20 protein-coding genes are annotated in these 15442 nt (G+C 64.4%); 14 read left to right on the top strand and 6 right to left on the bottom strand.

Annotation, left to right across the window (positions count from 1 at the left end):
• The first annotated feature begins 34 nt into the window (after nucleotides 1-34).
• The 4 genes from KM295_RS05595 to KM295_RS05610 are packed head-to-tail and all read left to right on the top strand — an operon-like array spanning nucleotide 35 to nucleotide 2581.
• Nucleotides 35-646 (top strand): plastocyanin/azurin family copper-binding protein, encoded by a 612-nt coding sequence (locus KM295_RS05595; protein WP_256028931.1) that lies wholly within the window; start codon nucleotides 35-37, stop codon nucleotides 644-646.
• Between the two features lie 47 nt (nucleotides 647-693).
• Nucleotides 694-1386 (top strand): SCO family protein, encoded by a 693-nt coding sequence (locus tag KM295_RS05600; RefSeq protein ID WP_256028933.1) that lies wholly within the window; start codon nucleotides 694-696, stop codon nucleotides 1384-1386.
• Between the two features lie 3 nt (nucleotides 1387-1389).
• A complete protein-coding gene (locus tag KM295_RS05605; protein ID WP_256028934.1) occupies nucleotides 1390-1917 on the top strand; it encodes a TlpA family protein disulfide reductase in 528 nt (175 codons plus the stop codon).
• A 4-nt stretch (nucleotides 1918-1921) separates the two neighbouring features.
• A complete protein-coding gene (locus tag KM295_RS05610) occupies nucleotides 1922-2581 on the top strand; it encodes a cytochrome c biogenesis CcdA family protein (protein WP_256028936.1) in 660 nt (219 codons plus the stop codon).
• 22 nt (nucleotides 2582-2603) lie between these two features.
• On the opposite strand, the gene KM295_RS05615 is transcribed toward KM295_RS05610, so the two are convergent.
• Both KM295_RS05615 and KM295_RS05620 read right to left on the bottom strand, forming a co-directional pair.
• Nucleotides 2604-2912, bottom strand: a complete 309-nt coding sequence (locus tag KM295_RS05615; protein ID WP_256028937.1) for a cupin domain-containing protein — start codon at nucleotides 2910-2912, stop codon at nucleotides 2604-2606.
• Nucleotides 2912-3295 (bottom strand): cupin domain-containing protein, encoded by a 384-nt coding sequence (locus tag KM295_RS05620; RefSeq protein WP_256028938.1) that lies wholly within the window; start codon nucleotides 3293-3295, stop codon nucleotides 2912-2914. The genes KM295_RS05615 and KM295_RS05620 overlap by 1 nt, the downstream gene beginning before the upstream one ends.
• Nucleotides 3296-3443: 148 nt before the next feature.
• Between KM295_RS05620 and KM295_RS05625 the strand changes: the two genes are divergently transcribed.
• A complete protein-coding gene (locus KM295_RS05625; protein WP_256028940.1) occupies nucleotides 3444-3677 on the top strand; it encodes a DUF2249 domain-containing protein in 234 nt (77 codons plus the stop codon).
• 18 nt (nucleotides 3678-3695) lie between these two features.
• Here the strand turns inward: KM295_RS05625 and KM295_RS05630 are convergent, their stop codons facing one another.
• Nucleotides 3696-3929, bottom strand: a complete 234-nt coding sequence (locus KM295_RS05630) for a DUF2249 domain-containing protein (RefSeq protein ID WP_256028942.1) — start codon at nucleotides 3927-3929, stop codon at nucleotides 3696-3698.
• Between the two features lie 229 nt (nucleotides 3930-4158).
• On the opposite strand from KM295_RS05630, the gene KM295_RS05635 reads away from it, so the two are divergent.
• Complete coding sequence (locus KM295_RS05635) at nucleotides 4159-4785, top strand: DUF7998 family protein (RefSeq protein ID WP_256028944.1); 627 nt, start codon at nucleotides 4159-4161, stop codon at nucleotides 4783-4785.
• Nucleotides 4786-4842: 57 nt separating this feature from the next.
• Complete coding sequence (locus KM295_RS05640) at nucleotides 4843-5259, top strand: SRPBCC family protein (RefSeq protein ID WP_256028945.1); 417 nt, start codon at nucleotides 4843-4845, stop codon at nucleotides 5257-5259.
• 110 nt (nucleotides 5260-5369) lie between these two features.
• On the opposite strand, the gene KM295_RS05645 is transcribed toward KM295_RS05640, so the two are convergent.
• Entirely contained in the window at nucleotides 5370-6470 is a 1101-nt protein-coding gene (locus KM295_RS05645; RefSeq protein WP_256028946.1) for a zinc-binding dehydrogenase, read from the bottom strand.
• Between the two features lie 94 nt (nucleotides 6471-6564).
• On the opposite strand from KM295_RS05645, the gene KM295_RS05650 reads away from it, so the two are divergent.
• Nucleotides 6565-7839: an amidohydrolase gene (locus KM295_RS05650; protein ID WP_256028947.1), complete on the top strand. Its 1275-nt coding sequence runs from the start codon at nucleotides 6565-6567 to the stop codon at nucleotides 7837-7839.
• Between the two features lie 9 nt (nucleotides 7840-7848).
• Here KM295_RS05650 and KM295_RS05655 read toward each other — a convergent pair whose 3' ends face one another.
• The gene (locus KM295_RS05655; RefSeq protein WP_256028948.1) at nucleotides 7849-8649 is read right to left on the bottom strand and encodes a sulfite exporter TauE/SafE family protein; all 801 of its coding nucleotides are present in this window, start codon (nucleotides 8647-8649) and stop codon (nucleotides 7849-7851) included.
• A 114-nt stretch (nucleotides 8650-8763) separates the two neighbouring features.
• On the opposite strand from KM295_RS05655, the gene KM295_RS05660 reads away from it, so the two are divergent.
• From KM295_RS05660 to KM295_RS05675, 4 genes are all read left to right on the top strand, one after another.
• Nucleotides 8764-9549, top strand: a complete 786-nt coding sequence (locus KM295_RS05660) for a VOC family protein (RefSeq protein WP_256028949.1) — start codon at nucleotides 8764-8766, stop codon at nucleotides 9547-9549.
• Between the two features lie 93 nt (nucleotides 9550-9642).
• Nucleotides 9643-10425 carry an enoyl-CoA hydratase/isomerase family protein gene (locus KM295_RS05665; RefSeq protein WP_256028950.1) on the top strand — a complete coding sequence of 261 codons (783 nt, stop codon included), beginning with the start codon at nucleotides 9643-9645 and terminating at the stop codon, nucleotides 10423-10425.
• A 94-nt stretch (nucleotides 10426-10519) separates the two neighbouring features.
• Complete coding sequence (locus KM295_RS05670) at nucleotides 10520-11626, top strand: matrixin family metalloprotease (protein WP_256028951.1); 1107 nt, start codon at nucleotides 10520-10522, stop codon at nucleotides 11624-11626.
• A gap of 99 nt (nucleotides 11627-11725) precedes the next feature.
• A complete protein-coding gene (locus KM295_RS05675; RefSeq protein ID WP_256028952.1) occupies nucleotides 11726-12580 on the top strand; it encodes a hypothetical protein in 855 nt (284 codons plus the stop codon).
• A gap of 11 nt (nucleotides 12581-12591) precedes the next feature.
• On the opposite strand, the gene KM295_RS05680 is transcribed toward KM295_RS05675, so the two are convergent.
• Nucleotides 12592-13074 carry a hypothetical protein gene (locus KM295_RS05680; protein ID WP_256028953.1) on the bottom strand — a complete coding sequence of 161 codons (483 nt, stop codon included), beginning with the start codon at nucleotides 13072-13074 and terminating at the stop codon, nucleotides 12592-12594.
• A gap of 184 nt (nucleotides 13075-13258) precedes the next feature.
• Between KM295_RS05680 and KM295_RS05685 the strand changes: the two genes are divergently transcribed.
• Both KM295_RS05685 and ilvC read left to right on the top strand, forming a co-directional pair.
• Nucleotides 13259-14149: an NAD(P)-dependent oxidoreductase gene (locus KM295_RS05685; RefSeq protein WP_256028954.1), complete on the top strand. Its 891-nt coding sequence runs from the start codon at nucleotides 13259-13261 to the stop codon at nucleotides 14147-14149.
• Nucleotides 14150-14353: 204 nt separating this feature from the next.
• Complete coding sequence (gene ilvC / locus KM295_RS05690; protein ID WP_256028955.1) at nucleotides 14354-15370, top strand: ketol-acid reductoisomerase; 1017 nt, start codon at nucleotides 14354-14356, stop codon at nucleotides 15368-15370.
• The last annotated feature ends 72 nt before the right edge of the window (nucleotides 15371-15442 follow it).

The following is a 15442-nucleotide window of genomic DNA, read 5'->3' on the forward strand; positions in this document are numbered from 1 at the left end:
GTTCGGGGAGCTCTCCCGACGGGGTGATCAGATCATGACACGAACGCTCCCACGGCGCGCGGTGCTCGCGGCGACGACAGCCACAGCCACGGCCGCGCTGGCCGGCTGTCTCGGCGGCTCGGAGGGGGACGATCCCGAGGAACTGCCGTCGACGGAGCCCGACGAGGACGCGGGCGAACTCGGCACGCCGGCCGAGTCGGTCACCGTGACGATTACCTCCGAACCGTGGCCGGAGTTCGATCCCCAGATCGTCCACGTCGAGGTCGGGGCGACCGTCGAGTGGCTCGTCGAGACGGGCCGTCACGACGTCACCGGCTACCACGAGAACAACCACCCGCCGCATCGCACGCCCGACGGCGTCGAGGCGTGGGACAGCGAGTACCTGACCGGGCCCGGCTCGAGCTACGAGCGGACCTTCGAGGTCGAGGGCGTCTACGACTACGTCGACCGACAGCAGGTCTGTATCTCCCACGAGGTGGCGGGCAACGTCGGCCGCGTCGTGGTCGGGTGGCCCGATCCGGACGAAGAGCCCGCGATGCAGCCGCTTACCGAGGCGGAGTCCGAGGAAGTCCCCGAGCGGGTCGAAAACGCCTTCGAGCAGTTCGACGAGCGGACGCGTCCGGTGCTCGAAGCGGGCCCGGCGTAACCGACCCGAACGACAGCCAGCAGACCGAAAAGGAGCTACCCAGACCCATGACCCCGACCCCACCGACCTACGACAGACGGACCGTCCTCAGAGCTGCGGGTGCGACGGCCGTCGGTGTCTCCATCGCCGGCTGTCTCGGGGTCGGCGGCGACGGCGGCCCGGAGGGGACCGTCCTCGAACCGCCGGAGAACTACGAGCGCCGAAAGGAGATCGATCTTCCCTTCCCCGACTACGGCGAGGAACTCCCGGAAGTGACGGTTCCGGCTCCGCTCCACGATCGGGCGGTGACGACGACCGAGTTCGTCGGGGACCGTCACACGATGTTGACGTTCGTCTACACGACGTGTACGACGGTCTGTCCGGGGCTCGTGACGGCGCTCCGTCGCGTACAGGCGGATTCGATAAGCGAGGGCTACGCCGAGGAGTTCGCGTTCCTGCCGACGACGTTCGATCCCGAGACCGACACCGCACAGACGATCGAGGAGTACTGCAACCGGATGGGCATCGACCGCGAGGTCGGCAACTGGTATTTCCTCCGGCCGGAGACGCCCGAACGGGCAAAGGAGGTCGTCGAGGACACCTTCGGCGTCGCCTTCGATGGCGGCGGCGGTCACTACGAGCACGCCTCGCTAATCTTGCTCGTCAACAAAGACGGGTTGGTCGAGCGGGCCTACAACGGCGGACCGCCCGATGCCGGGACCGCGACCGACGACGCCCGGACGCTCCTCGAGCGGTGGTGACCGATGCGCCGACGCGACCTCCTGATCGGCGCCGGCAGTCTGGCGGCTCTGGGGGGCGGCGCAGCGGTCGCCTTCGACGTCGTCGGGTCGAACGACGGAAACGGCGTCGCCCCGGTCGAACTCGAGGCGATCGAGGCGCCGGGGAGCGACGCCGGTACGGTGACGGTGCCCGAGCCGGGCCGGGTGACCTTTCTCGAGCTGTTCGCCACCTGGTGTAACGTCTGTGAGTCGATGATGCCGGAACTCGCCGCCGCCCACGGATCGGCCGGCGACGACGTCCAGTTCCTCTCGGTGACGAACGAACCGCTCGGGAACACGATCACGCGCGAGGACGTCACCGCGTGGTGGCGAGAGCACGAGGGGTCTTGGACCGTCGCCGCCGACGGCGACCTCGAGCTCTCCCGGCGCCTCGATGCCTCCGGGGTGCCTTACGCGTTCGTCTTCGATTCGCGAAACCGGATCACCTGGCGGCATCGTGGCCGCACGAGCGCCGGGACGATCCGCTCCGAGATCCGGGCCGCGGAGGGATGAGCTGATGGTAGCCGGACTGTACGGGGCGGCGGCGTTCGCCGTCGGCGCCGGACTCACGACGTTCTTTTCGCCCTGTTCGTACGCGCTGTTGCCGGGGTACGTCGGCTACTACGCCGCGACGGTCGAGGACGAAACGCCGCCGCTGTCCGGCGTCCTCGCCCGCGGCGGCGCCGCCGCTGTCGGCGTTTTGGGGACCTTTCTGATCCTCTCTGTCGCCGCCGTCCTCGCGGGTGATCTCGTCGAACGGCTGCTCCCGGCGGTCGAGGTCTTCGTCGGTGTCCTCCTGATCGCGCTCGGCGTCGCCGTCCTCGTCGGCTACACCGGTCCGGTCCACGTCTCGCTCCCCGAGCGTCGATCGAGCGTCCCCGGCTTCGCGCTCTTCGGGGCGCTGTACGCCCTGGCCGCGACAGCCTGCGTATTGCCGCTGTTTCTGGCGGTGGCGATACAGTCGCTGACGTTCTCGACGTCCGGGACCGCGATCGTGCTGGGCTCGTATGCAGGTAGTTTCGGTGCCCTGATGGCCGCCGCAACAGTCGCCACAGCCGTCGGACACGACGCCCTCGTGGGCCGTGTCAGCGAACACGTGAACACGCTGACCCGGATCGCCGGCGCCGTCCTCGTCGCCGCCGGGGTCGGACAGCTCTATCTGGCGCTCGTGGCCTGACCGGCGCTCCCCCCTTCGCCCGTCACCCTTCGTCCGCCCGCTTTGCGAGGACGATCAGTGCGGTGCTGTCCTCGATAGCCCGCGGCGAAATATCCTGATCGCCGTCGAACCGGGCGACATCGTCGGCTGTGAGTTCGTAACTCTCGGCATCGAGCTGCAGTTCCAGCCGGCCTTCGAGGACGTACAACACGATCCCCCGGCCCGGGTGGGTGTGTCGCGGGATCTCCTCGCCCGCCTCGAGTTCCAGCCGGATCGTCTTCGGTTCCCGGTTCGGGAAGACGCTGGCGTGGGGGGTCGATTCGAGTTCCGCCAGGGGTCTGACCGACGCCATCAGTCCTCCCCCCGGGGATCGAACTCGCCGCGTTTCAGGCCCTCACGGACCGGCCCGTGTTCTTCGTCCGTCGGCGGCGGCGCGGTGACGAGCAAAAGCTCCAGCCACGTCCCGTCGTCGGCTTTAATCCCCCGTTCGGTTCCGGCCGCCACCACGACGACGTCGCCCGGTTCGATCGATCGCTCGGTCCCGCCCTCCCGGACCGTTCCGGTCCCCGACTGGACGTCGACCACGAGGTCGCTGGCCGGGGCGTGGACGGGAATGAACTGTCCCGGCTCGAAGTACCCACAGATGACCTTCACCCGGTCGCTTTCGAAGACCGGGCTCGTCGAAAATCGCTCGTCGGCGTAGGCCCGTTCGGCGTCGAAATCCGTCACTGGCATGAATCCGCTTCGATCGAGACGTGAGAGTATCTGTCCCCGAATATATTCCGCTCCGCCCCCATCGGGGGCGGTCCCCCGGTGGTTTCTCCGATATCTCCGGACATGTTCGGCTCAAGAGGAATGGGTCGGCGGGCTGACGGACAACTGTATGCCACGACTCGACGTTCGAGAGATCCCCCCGGTCAACCGTCACAGCAAGATTCACGAGACGTTCGAATCGATGGACCCCGGCGAGACGCTCACCATCGTCAACGACCACGAACCGAAGCCGCTATACTACGAGATGGCGGCCGAGGTCTCCGCGTTCGACGAGGAGAGCTATGCGGTCCGCCAGGAGCAACCGGAAAAGTTCGTCGCCGAGTTCCCGAAACGCGACGCGTAGGTCCCGGCCTCTATTCGATCACGCCGCGTGGCTGATCTTCACGTACCAGACCTCCGAGTCAGTCGCCGTCTCGTGTCGGAAGCCGCGCTCTTCGAGCACCCCGTACAGCGGTTCGGGCTCGAAGCTGTTTATTAGCAGTAGCGATTCGTCGCCCGGCAGCTCCTCCAGGGCGGCCATGATCTCCCCGAACGGTTCGCCCTCGATCTCTCTGACGTCCAGTTCCCGTTCGGCCGCGGGTCGATCTGTGCTCATACCGGGAGGTGGTGGCGGCGCCGAGTATATATTGTCCCGAAACCGTTCGGTCCGGATCCAGCGACCGATCGGGGTCTCGCGCGTTCGGTCCCGTGTCTCGCCGGTCACTCGGCCACGGAACGGCACACGAGGGCAACCCTCCCGATCGCGTCGGCGTTCGGGACGTCGGTCCTCCGACCCGAACATCTCCGGGATCGACCGTATCTACCTTCATCCCGAACGCGTACCCATGTCCGGTTTCCCATCGCCGTTCGGATCCAACGACAAAGATCCGTTCGACAGCTACGACGAGTTCGTCCCCGAGCATATCCCCGAGGCGGGTCGGTTCCTCGAGGACCACGACCTGCTCGCCGGACCCGGGCACGTCGCCTTCCACCGGCTGACGCGGGACCTCTTCGAGGAGCGGACGGTCTACGATATGACGTTCAACTATAACCTGGCGCGGCTCAACCTCGATACCCGCCACGGCGATGCGGGGTACCGGTACGCCGCGGAACGCTCCGGCGCCGCCGACGCCATCGGGGTGGAGGAAATCGATCGCGTCCTGCGTGCGGAGTTCACGCCGACGACGCCCTTCTGTCCGCAGACCCACACGCTGACGATCGGCTCCTTTCGCGCCTGGAACGGGCTCTCGGATAGCCACGAGTACGACCTCGTCCGGGTCCGGGCCGCGCCGACCCACCACCAGAGCGACGCGATCAACGACCGGCTCGATGACCTGGAACGGACGTACGCAGAGACCGGCGACGTTGCCGCCGCCCCCGACGGTCTCGAAGCCGGGACGCCCCCTGCCCCGACGGGACAGACCATACGACAGGAAGGGTCCAGTGGGGGATCAAAGGATGCGCCGTTCTGAGCGCGGGACGCGGGCGACGCCGAACGTCATTTCAGCCCGCAGCTATAGACCGAACGCATGAACTCAGTCACCGTCTCGCGAACGACCGACGCATCGGCGGACGACATCCGGGAGGCGATAGACCGGGTCGGCCCTTTCATGGAGGCGTCGGGTTTCGACGAGGTGACCGTCGACGGCGATACGGTCCGCGTCGCGAATCAGGTCGGGTTCGCGACGATCGAGCTGACGCTCGCGCTCGTCGAGGATTCCGAGGCCGCCCTCGCCTACGAGCAACGGGACGGGATCTTCAGGAAAATGCGGACCCGCTACGTCGTTGCCCCGGCCGACGGCGGAACCGAGGTGACCGCGATGACGGAGTTCGAACTCGACGTCGCGGTGGTCGGTGACGTCCTCGATGCGACGGTCATCGAGCGACAGCGGCGGGCGGAGCTCACGGCACAACTCGAGTGGCTCGAGGAAGTCTGTGGTGAGTGAGCCTCCCGATCTGAACTGAAAGAACAAAACGACCGACCGCCGATCCCACCGGGATCGTTCGGGGGCCAGACTCGGTTTCAGTCCCCGGCTCGTGTCCCGAAAACCGCGGATCAGTGGTTCGGTGTCAGTGCCGCACGCGTGACGCCGCGGGAGTCGGATTCCGCGAGCGCATCGTCGACGTCGGTGAGGTCGAACTCGGCATCGATGAGGTCCTCGTAGGGGTACTTGTCGACGTTCCGCTCGAGGAACCGCAGCGCCCGCTTGAGGTACCACGGCTGGTATCGGACGATGGACTCGATCGTCAGCGCCGAGCGCGTGAGCGATCCGGGGTCGAACTCCGTCGTCTGCCCCGGGCTTATGTTGCCGATTTCGAGGTACCGGCCGCCGTCCCGGAGCAGATGGATCCCCTCGGAGAACGCGTCGGGGACGCCGGCCACCTCGACCCCGACGTCCGCCCCGACGCCGTCGGTCAACTCGCGGACGCGCTCGGCGCGGTCATCGACCGTCCCGTACTCCCGGAAGTCGATGACGTGATCGACGCCGAACTCACGGGCCCGGTCGATTCGCCCGTCGATACCTTCGATCACGATGGTTTCTGCGCCCCGCTCTTGGGCGATCGCGATGGTGTTCAACCCGAGGCCGCCGGCGCCCTGCACGACGACCGTGTCGTCGTACTCGATACCGATCTTGTCGAGGCCGAACAGCATCTGTGAGAGCGCACAGTTCGCCCCGGCGGCGATCGAGGGGTCGAGCCCCTCCGGCACCTTATAGAAGTACTGGTCGGGGTGGATGAAGTAGTGTGTCGCGAACGTCCCGTGGAAGTGTGGCGGCTCCTCGGGGGATTTCGACCAGTTCTCGTAGGCGTTCTGACAGAGGTTGAACTGCCCCTCCTGACACGAGGAACACCGTTGACAGGTGATGTAATACGCCGGCGCGACCAGGTCGCCCTCCCCGATGGGCTCGCCCGCGTAATCCGTCTCGACGCCCTCGCCGAGTTCGCTCACCCGACAGAGGACCTCGTGTCCGAGAACGCCCTCCTTTACTTGCGGATGGTGCCCCCGCCAGATGTGGAGTTCGGAGCCACAGACGTTCGCCTGTTCGACCTCGGTCAACACGGCGCCCGGCTCGGGCTCCGGTACCTCGTACTCCCGGATCTCGACGTTCTCCGGCTCGGAGAGGAACGCCAGCTTCCCAGTGGGTCTGTCTCCCATGCTCCCGAGGTACTTCCAGCGCCGTCTTCAATTTTTTGCAACCCCGGGCCCCGACCGCGAACAAGTATAATAACTAGCGGACACACCCTTTCGCATGGCAACGATAGACGGACGTTCGCTGTCGGAACTGCGACGCGACCTCCACCAGTACCCGGAAGCCGGCTGGCGGGAGTTCCGGACGACCGCGCTGGTGGCCGAAGCACTCGAGGAACGCGGGTACGAGCTCTCGATCGGATCCGACGCGGTCGATCCAGAGGAACGGCTCGGCGTGCCGGAGGCCGACGAGATACAGCGGGCCAGAGAGCGAGCCATCGACGCGGGCGCCCCCGAGGAGTACGTCGAGCGGATGGGGACCGTGACCGGCCTCGTCGCAGAGAAAACGTTCGGCGACGGGGAGCCGGTCGTCGGCGTCCGGGTCGACATGGACGCCCTCGAGATCACCGAATCGGGGGACGCGGATCACCGTCCCCAGCGGGACGGCTTCGCCAGCCGCCACCCGGGCGAGATGCACGCCTGCGGCCACGACGGCCACACGAGTATCGGCGTCGGGGTCGCCCGGCGGCTCGATTCTGACAGCGATTTCACCGGGACGGTGAAGCTCTTCTTCCAGCCGGCCGAGGAGGGCGGGCGCGGCGGCCTCTCGATGAGCGAGACGGACCACCTCGCGGACATCGATCACATCCTCGGGATCCATCTGGGGCTCGGCAACGGGACCGGGAAGATCATCGCGGGGTACGACCAGCCGCTCCCGAACGCGAAGCTCGACGTCGAGTTCCGCGGCGCGTCGGCCCACGCCGGACAGGCGCCCAACGAGGGGCGCAACGCGCTGCAGGCGGCGACGGCGGCGATACAGAACCTCTATGCGATCCCCCGCCACGAAGAGGGGGCCACCCGGATCAACGTCGGCAGCGTCGAGTCGCCGAACGTCCACAACGTGATCTCCGATCTCGCCCGGATGCGCCTCGAGGTCCGCGGCGGGGCCCCCGAACTGAGCGAGTACATGCTCGATTCGGCGGAACGGATCGTCGAACACGCCGCCGGAATGCACGACGTCGAGTACGAGACGTCGCTGTACGGCAAGACGACGACCTTCGAGGCCGACGAGGGCATCGTTTCGACCGTCGCGGAGGCGGCCCGATCGGTTGGGTCGGTCACGGACGTCGTCGAACGGGAACCGATGACGGCCAGCGAGGACGTTTCGTATCTGATCAGGCGGGTACAGGAGGAAGGCGGCGAGGGGACGTTCGTCTGTATCGGGACTGACCACCCCTCGGGGCACCACACCCCGCGGTTCGACATCGACGAGGAATCGATCGAGATCGGCGTCGACGTCGTCGTCGGGACCCTCGAGGCGATCGCCTCGGACTGAAGCCCCTGCTCACCCTCCCATGCCGCCGAGCGGCTGGTAGTGCGGCAACATCGGGTGGGGAATGTAGATCCCGAGAGCCATCAGCCCGTGGGCAAACAGCACGTAACCGAGCGCGAGGAAGGCGACGCCGAGAACCCGGTGGAGCCGGCGCCGGTGGACCGCGTCGACGGCCTCGACGAGCGTCCCGTAGACGAAGACGGCCGGGATGGTCCCGATCCCGAGCGACGCCAGGGCGACGGCGCCCGAGAGGGCCGACCCGGTCGCGAAAGCGAACAGGTAGGCGGGATAGAGGATCGGACACGGGAGCAACCCATGGAGCGCCCCCAGCCCGACGATCCCCGGGCCGTTCACGTAGCCGTGGATCCGGGCGACGATCCAGTTCGTCACCCGGCCGACGCCGGGGATCTCGATCCCGGCCGTACCGCCGCCGAGGAGGTACTTCCCGCCGGCAACGATGACGAACAGACCGACCGCGATGCCGACGACGCCCCGGAGGGGGTCGGCCGCCGCCGTCAGTTGCTCGGCGGTGACGAAGACCGCCCCGCCGAGCGCGCCGAAGGCCGCACCCAAAAGCGTATAGCTCGTCGCCCGCCCGACGTTGAACAGCGCGTGCTGTCGCACCTCGTACAGCGACAGGTGGGCCCGCCGGTCCCGCCGCGTTTTCCTCGCCGTCCCGCCGTCGGATCGGGGCTCCATCCGCTCCGAGTACATCGTGACGAGCGGGCCGCACATCCCGATACAGTGGGCTCCGCCGAGCAGCCCGATGGCGAGGAACAAAAGCACGTCGACGCGGAGGATGGCTTCGAGCATTCCGGTACGGATCGCGCTTGGGGGCCGACGTCATTAGCGGTTCTGGTACGAGCGACAAACGTCGTCGGCGGAGTCGCTACGTTTTTTATGCGACGGCCTCGATTGCCACCGAGTATGACTGGACTACTCGATCACACGATGATCCGGGTCACCGATCTCGAAGAATCGGTCGACTGGTACGAGACGCACCTGGACTACGAGGAGAAAGACCGCCACGAGGCCGAGGACTTCACCATCGTCTACATGGGTCCCGAGGACATGGGCGACAGCGAGGCGATGTTGGAGCTGACGAGCAACGAGGGCCAGGACGAACTCGAGATCGGCGACGCGTGGGGCCACATCGCGGTCCGCGTCCGCGATCTGGAAGACGCCTACGAGAAACTGATGGAGGGAGGCGTCGACGATTACCGCGATCCCGAGTCCTGCGGCGGCCGGTACGCCTTCGTGAAGGACCCCGACGGCCACGAGATCGAACTCGTACTCCGGGAGGAGGGATCGCTCTGGAGCCTCGATCACACGATGATCAGAGTCGAGAACGCCGACGAGGCGATCGGCTACTGGGTCCGGAAGTTCGAGTACGCCGACACGCGACGCTGGGAGGCGGACACCTTCGCGAACTTCTTCGTCGAACCCGAAGACGCCCCCGATGAGGCGATGAGCCTCGAGTTGACGTACAACTACGACGGCCGGAGCTACACCCACGGCGACGGCTGGGGGCATCTGTGTGTCCGCGTCGACGACCTCGACGAGGACTTCGATGAACTGACGCTGCGGGAGGTCCCCGTCGACCGGGATCCCGAGGCGTGCGACGACCGCTATGCCTTCGTCGAGGACTTCGAGGGCCACGAGATCGAGTTGTTAGAGCGCGACCCGAACGCCGAGTCGCTGTTTTCCTTCTAGGCCTTTTCTCTTTTCTCCGCGTTTTCCCGGTATTAACCGCGATGTCCGGACGGCGAAGCGGCATATTTATCAGCGTGGTTGTGAAGTACACCCATGGTCGAACACTCCGCTTACGAGAGTCTCACCGTCGACGTCGACGACCGCGTCGCGACCATCGAGTTCCACCGACCGGAGAAGTACAACGCGTTGAACAACGACGTCATGCTGGATCTCCGGCGGGCGTTCGACGCGATCGAACTCGACCGGGACATCGAGGCGGTGATCATCACGGGCGAGGGCGAGGACGCCTTCTCGGCCGGCGCGGACATCACCGAGTATGCGGGGCCCACAGAGGAGCACGACCCGCGACAGAAGCGGAGACAGGAGCTTTTTTACGGGATGTACCGCCGACCGCTGGACTGTCACGCCCCCGTCATCGCGAAGATCAACGGCTACTGTGTGGGTGGCGGGCTCATCGTCGCGATGTACTGTGATCTCCGGGTCGCCGTCGAGGACGCCAAGTTCGGCGTCCCGGTGGCCGACATCGGGCAGATCCCGACCGGCGGGTCGACGCGACGCGCCATCGAACTCGTCGGGGAAGCGAAGGCAAAAGAGCTCGTTTACACGGCGGACTACATCGACGCCGAGGAGGCCGAAACGATCGGACTCATCAACCACGCGGTCGCCCGCGAGGAACTCGATACGACCGTCGAGGGGATCGTCGAACGGATCAAAGAGACCGGAACGGAGGCGGTGAAGAACTCGAAACGGGCGCTGAACTACGGGGCGGGGGCGTCGAACCTCGAGGACGCTCGAGAACTCGAGGCCGAGGTCTGGTGGGAACAGTTCGCGACCGAGGAACGGCGGCGGCTCGTCGACGAATTCAACGAATCGTAGGCTCCGGCGTCGGCGCCACGGGAAACCGTCGGCCGCCCGTGGTGTTCTTCTATTCTAGGAAAATTTCTAAACGCTGGGGCTGTCAATCCAGCGCATGGAACGCCGACGGCTACTGTTTTTAGTGGTGTTGGTCGTCGTTTTAACTGGGTGTGGTGGGGTGTCGGATGCACCTTCCGAACCGGGGACGATTGACAACAGTACGAACGGCGTAAATAACCAGACGACAACTGATAGTGAACCCACAGAGCCCGAATCTTCGGACCGTGATGACGACACTAATGACGCGGTTACTGATGGCGAAGATACTGATGATGCGGTTACTGATGATGGAGATGCTGACGACTCGTTGCCAACTGATGCTAATGATGATTCCAGTACAGATGATGTCAATCCGAGGAATCCGTACGGAAAAGACGAACTGGCTGTCTACGTTGATACCGAGGCCGAAAAGCGAGAGGTCTCTAGTGAGATCGAGGATGCGCTTGCATACTGGGAAGACAACGCCGATGAACACGTCCGTTATGAAATTGCATACACACAGGTCGAGCAACCGGCCAATGCTGACGTACATGTCAAATTTGAGAATGTGACATCCTGTGGGACGAGCGACACTGATCGTGGCCAAATTAATGGCTGTGCGGATCTGGTTGAATCAGGCCCAGTTGATACGGCTGAAATCAGCATCCAGACTGAGATCACGCGGCCGATTTTAGAATGGACGCTCAAGCACGAACTAGGTCATTCACTTGGACTCGCGCACAACGAGGGTCCAAGAGATTTGATGGCGCCGAAAACGCCGAAATATCACGAGCAAGAAACGACCAAGATTCACATCAAGAACGACGCCAATATTGAGACGCGATTGGTTGAAGAGGAGGTCACGAAGGCTCTTGATTACTTTACCGATGAAGAAAACGTCGAGAAGGAGCCGCTGAATTACGAGCAGGTTGGTGAAGTTGATCAAGCGCATCTTATAATCACTTATTCGAACAAGCCGGGTATCTGCGATATTTCGGGTGGATCATGTATCCGAGAAGGCGAATACGAGGCACAGACCGGGATCTACGTCGAAAACACGCGAAACCGGGACACGCTTGCGTATCATGTCGGTTACTGGCTAGCCGGCGATTATTTCGACGAACGGCCTGAAGAGTTCAATACCGACTCGTATGAAGAACGAAAGCAGTGGCCCTCTGAATGAAAGTCTAGTATATTTGTCTGGGTTTGTTCGACATACAACGGCACTCGAGCGATCAGATCGGCCGGAACGTTTTCAGTCGGATCGCCTTTTACCGAATACATGCGACGCCGCCAGTTTCTCGCGAGCGGAACAGCCCTCCTCTCGGTCGTCGTCGCCGGCTGTGGCCACCCGTCGGTCGTCTTGGATCTGGACGAAGCGACGGCCGGCGATATCGCCGACAAAGTTTCGGCGAGAGCCGACCCCGGATCGGAAGAGCATACGGTCGTGACGTCGGCGATTGAGAACGGATCGAGCACCCGGACCGGTCGGTACGAACTCTTCGATCGGACCGATACGGTCCGTGTCGGGGACGCCTTCTATACGGTCTCGGAGACGCGCCTCGAGAGCAGCGAGGTCACGGTTTATGAGGTCCTCGTGGATTTCGACCCGGAGGATGCGACGCCGGATCTCGGCGAGATCGAGTACGCTGATCTCCCGGAGACGGATCGCCAGCGACTCGAGCCGATCATCTCGGAGGATCCACCCCAGCAGGAGGGATACGACATCGGGATCGGGTACGGTACCGCCGAGGAAGTCGGCAACGGATCGGTGTTCGTCCCGGAACGGCAGTACGATATCGTCGTCCACGACGGGACCCGGTATCGGATCGCGGTCGATTCACGAACCGCGCCGCAGGCCGAGTACCGATACGAGGTGACGGAGGTCGCCCCCGACGTCGAGACGTTCGCCGAGCAGGTCCGATCGCAGTACCTCTTTAGGCTTTCGGGTCTCTCGGCGGCCGAACGCGAGGTAATCGAGGCGGCGATCGACGGTGGCTACTTCGAGGACGACGAGGCGTTCCGATCGGTGACCGACCGGATCCGCGAACACGAGGGACTCGAGGTCGACGACTTTTACGGGACGTGGCTCTACGAGTACGAAACCGTCGAGTATCTCACCTACGTCGAGTGGTGATCGAGCCGGCGCTATTCGATGGTCATGGTGACGGTTTCGGTCTGTTGGTCGTTCAGTCGTACCTCGATCTCGTACTCGCCGGATTCGGAGGGATTGTCGGTCGCCGGATACCGAACGACGACTGCATCGCCCTCCTCGAGGGTATAACCGGTATCGAGTGTGACGTCGAAGGAGTACTCGTTGTTGTTGACGCCGCTGATGTGGGTCTCGTCGAACGTGCGATCGAGGTCGCCGTCGCCGTCGGTGTCGACGCCGATCGTGACCGCCCCGTGTTGAGCCGATCCGACGGTGAAATTATCCCGAGGACACGTCGCACCGATCGCCGCGAATTCCGACCCGCCCGTGGTTTCCTCGGCGGTGATCCGGAGCGTCTGGTTGACGCCCGTGGCGCCGGGGCTGGGGTTTTCGGTCGAGATCTGCTCGTCGGAAACCGTCGACCCGTCCCCGTTCGACTGCCCGGTCGGGAGCGCAGAGCAGCCGGTCAGTGCGATCATTCCTATTGACATCCTCCCCGCGCTGAAGCGCGAGGCTTTCTCCTCAATTCTCCGTAAGTTTGGTGGCCGTCCGGTGGAGCCGAGACCGGCTTCGACGTTCGGCGCTCCTCCGGGTCGCCGTCGCATGAGAGCCGTCTCCGGGGTCGACGATACATTTAATCCAACGTGCCGAAACGATACGGCCATGTCCGGAACTGACCGCACGATCGGGTTCATCGGGCTCGGGATCATGGGGAAACCGGCGTCGAAGAACCTCGTCGACGCCGGCTACGAACTGATCGTCAACGACGTTCGCGAGGAGCCGGTCGCGGAACTGGAAGCGTACGGGGCGGAATCGAGAGCGACGCCGAGGGAGGTGACGGCCGACGCCGACGTCGTGATCACGTTCCTGCCTGAGGGAAAACACGTTCGCGAGGTGGCACTCGGTGAGGAGGGGGTCATCGAGGGCGCCGAACCGGGGGAGGTGTACATCGACATGAGTACGATCGGTCCCAGCGCCATCCGCGAGGTCGCCGAGGAACTCGACGCGGCGGGTGTCGAGACGATCGACGCCCCGGTCAGCGGCTCCGAAGAGGGCGCCAGAGAGGCCTGGATGAGCATCATGATCGGCGGCGAGGAGGAGGCGGTCGCGGCCCACCGGGATCTCTTCGAGGTGATGGGCGGCAACGTCGTCCACGTCGGGGCGACCGGAGCGGGACAGGTCGCGAAGGTCTGTAACAACATGATCGTCGCGGCGGAGGTGACGAGCCTGGCCGAGGCGCTCGTGTTCGCCGAGAAGGCCGGGATCGACCAAGGGAACCTGATCGAGGCGATACGCGGCGGCGCCGCACAGACGTGGGCGCTGGATACGCGGGCCGAGGGGATGATCGACGGGGAGTTCGAGCCGGGGTTTTTCGCGTCCTATATGTACAAGGACCTCCGTATCGCCACGAACGACGGCGAGGAGTACGGCGCTCCACAGCTGATCACCGCGACCAACCACGAACTGTTCAAATCCCTAGAGGAGCAAGGGTACGGCGATCTGGATTTCTCCGGCGTGATGCGACTCTACGAGGATCTAGCGGGGATCGAATAGCGGCGAGTTGGATCGTCCCGATCGGACTCCCGTCGACAGCGCCGCGGAGACTGCTCGATTCGACCCCGAGACGTGTTCTGCGCCACCGTCGAATCAGAATCATTAAATGCTGATGAATTGCAACTACCAACCGGACGTAAAAAGTACGGCCCGTCTCGACCGGGAGCGGGTTACCTCACGTACGAGACCGAATCTATTAGAACAATGACAGACACGACTGACGAATTCACCACGACAGTGTACTACGAGGAGGACGCAGAACAGAAACATATCGAGGACAAGACCGTCGCCATACTCGGATACGGCAGCCAGGGACACGCCCACGCGCTGAACCTACACGAGTCGGGCGTCGACGTGGTTGTCGGACTGCGACCCGACTCCTCTTCGCGATCCGACGCCGAGGACGCGGGCCTCGACGTTACGACGCCCGCCGAAGCCGCCAGCCAGGGGGACGTCGTCTCGCTGCTCATCCCCGATACCGTCCAGCCGGACGTCTACGAGCAGGCCGTCGAGCCGAACCTCGAAGCCGGCGATACGCTGCAGTTCGCACACGGGTTCAACATCCACTACAACCAGATCCAGCCCCCCGAGGACGTCGACGTCACGATGGTCGCGCCGAAATCCCCCGGCCACCTGGTCCGGCGTAACTACGAGCGCGATCAGGGCACCCCGGCGCTGCTCGCCGTCTACCAGGACGCGACGGATGAAGCCGTCAACGAGGGACTTGCGTACGCGAAAGCCATCGGCTGTGCCCGGGCGGGCGTTCTGGAGACTACCTTCCAGGAGGAGGTCGAATCCGATCTCTTCGGCGAGCAGGCGATCCTCTGTGGCGGTATCACCTCGCTGGTCAAACACGGATACGAGACGCTCGTCGACAACGGCTACAGCCCCGAAGCGGCGTACTTCGAGTGTCTGAACGAGATGAAACTCATCGTCGATCTGATGTACGAGGGCGGACTCGCCGAAATGTGGAACTCGGTCTCCGATACGGCCGAGTACGGCGGGCTCTCCCGTGGCGACGAAATCCTCGACGACCACGTCCGCGAGAACATGGAGGAGACGCTCGAACAGGTGCAGAACGGCGAGTTCGCCCGCGAGTGGGTCCTGGAGAACAAGGCCAACCGCCCGGGATACACCCAGCTACGGGAGGCCGAAAAGAACCACGAGATCGAAGAGGTCGGCGAGCGGCTTCGCGCCCTCTTCGCCTGGAGCGACGAGTAGAGCAACATCCTCCTGCGGTAACGAAACGATCGGCATACTGCCCTGTCGGAGCCGTCCCGACGACCGTCCGCC

Origin of the sequence: Natronomonas aquatica (assembly GCF_024449025.1) — an archaeon.
GTDB classification, from domain to species: domain Archaea; phylum Halobacteriota; class Halobacteria; order Halobacteriales; family Haloarculaceae; genus Natronomonas; species Natronomonas aquatica.

Coding starts and splice junctions, on each gene's coding strand:
- KM295_RS05595 (WP_256028931.1), top strand. CDS start 35: ATGACACGAACGCTCCCACGGCGCGCGGTGCTCGCGGCGACGACAGCC.
- KM295_RS05600 (WP_256028933.1), top strand. CDS start 694: ATGACCCCGACCCCACCGACCTACGACAGACGGACCGTCCTCAGAGCT.
- KM295_RS05605 (WP_256028934.1), top strand. CDS start 1,390: ATGCGCCGACGCGACCTCCTGATCGGCGCCGGCAGTCTGGCGGCTCTG.
- KM295_RS05610 (WP_256028936.1), top strand. CDS start 1,922: ATGGTAGCCGGACTGTACGGGGCGGCGGCGTTCGCCGTCGGCGCCGGA.
- KM295_RS05615 (WP_256028937.1), bottom strand. CDS start 2,912: ATGGCGTCGGTCAGACCCCTGGCGGAACTCGAATCGACCCCCCACGCC.
- KM295_RS05620 (WP_256028938.1), bottom strand. CDS start 3,295: ATGCCAGTGACGGATTTCGACGCCGAACGGGCCTACGCCGACGAGCGA.
- KM295_RS05625 (WP_256028940.1), top strand. CDS start 3,444: ATGCCACGACTCGACGTTCGAGAGATCCCCCCGGTCAACCGTCACAGC.
- KM295_RS05630 (WP_256028942.1), bottom strand. CDS start 3,929: ATGAGCACAGATCGACCCGCGGCCGAACGGGAACTGGACGTCAGAGAG.
- KM295_RS05635 (WP_256028944.1), top strand. CDS start 4,159: ATGTCCGGTTTCCCATCGCCGTTCGGATCCAACGACAAAGATCCGTTC.
- KM295_RS05640 (WP_256028945.1), top strand. CDS start 4,843: ATGAACTCAGTCACCGTCTCGCGAACGACCGACGCATCGGCGGACGAC.
- KM295_RS05645 (WP_256028946.1), bottom strand. CDS start 6,470: ATGGGAGACAGACCCACTGGGAAGCTGGCGTTCCTCTCCGAGCCGGAG.
- KM295_RS05650 (WP_256028947.1), top strand. CDS start 6,565: ATGGCAACGATAGACGGACGTTCGCTGTCGGAACTGCGACGCGACCTC.
- KM295_RS05655 (WP_256028948.1), bottom strand. CDS start 8,649: ATGCTCGAAGCCATCCTCCGCGTCGACGTGCTTTTGTTCCTCGCCATC.
- KM295_RS05660 (WP_256028949.1), top strand. CDS start 8,764: ATGACTGGACTACTCGATCACACGATGATCCGGGTCACCGATCTCGAA.
- KM295_RS05665 (WP_256028950.1), top strand. CDS start 9,643: ATGGTCGAACACTCCGCTTACGAGAGTCTCACCGTCGACGTCGACGAC.
- KM295_RS05670 (WP_256028951.1), top strand. CDS start 10,520: ATGGAACGCCGACGGCTACTGTTTTTAGTGGTGTTGGTCGTCGTTTTA.
- KM295_RS05675 (WP_256028952.1), top strand. CDS start 11,726: ATGCGACGCCGCCAGTTTCTCGCGAGCGGAACAGCCCTCCTCTCGGTC.
- KM295_RS05680 (WP_256028953.1), bottom strand. CDS start 13,074: ATGATCGCACTGACCGGCTGCTCTGCGCTCCCGACCGGGCAGTCGAAC.
- KM295_RS05685 (WP_256028954.1), top strand. CDS start 13,259: ATGTCCGGAACTGACCGCACGATCGGGTTCATCGGGCTCGGGATCATG.
- ilvC (WP_256028955.1), top strand. CDS start 14,354: ATGACAGACACGACTGACGAATTCACCACGACAGTGTACTACGAGGAG.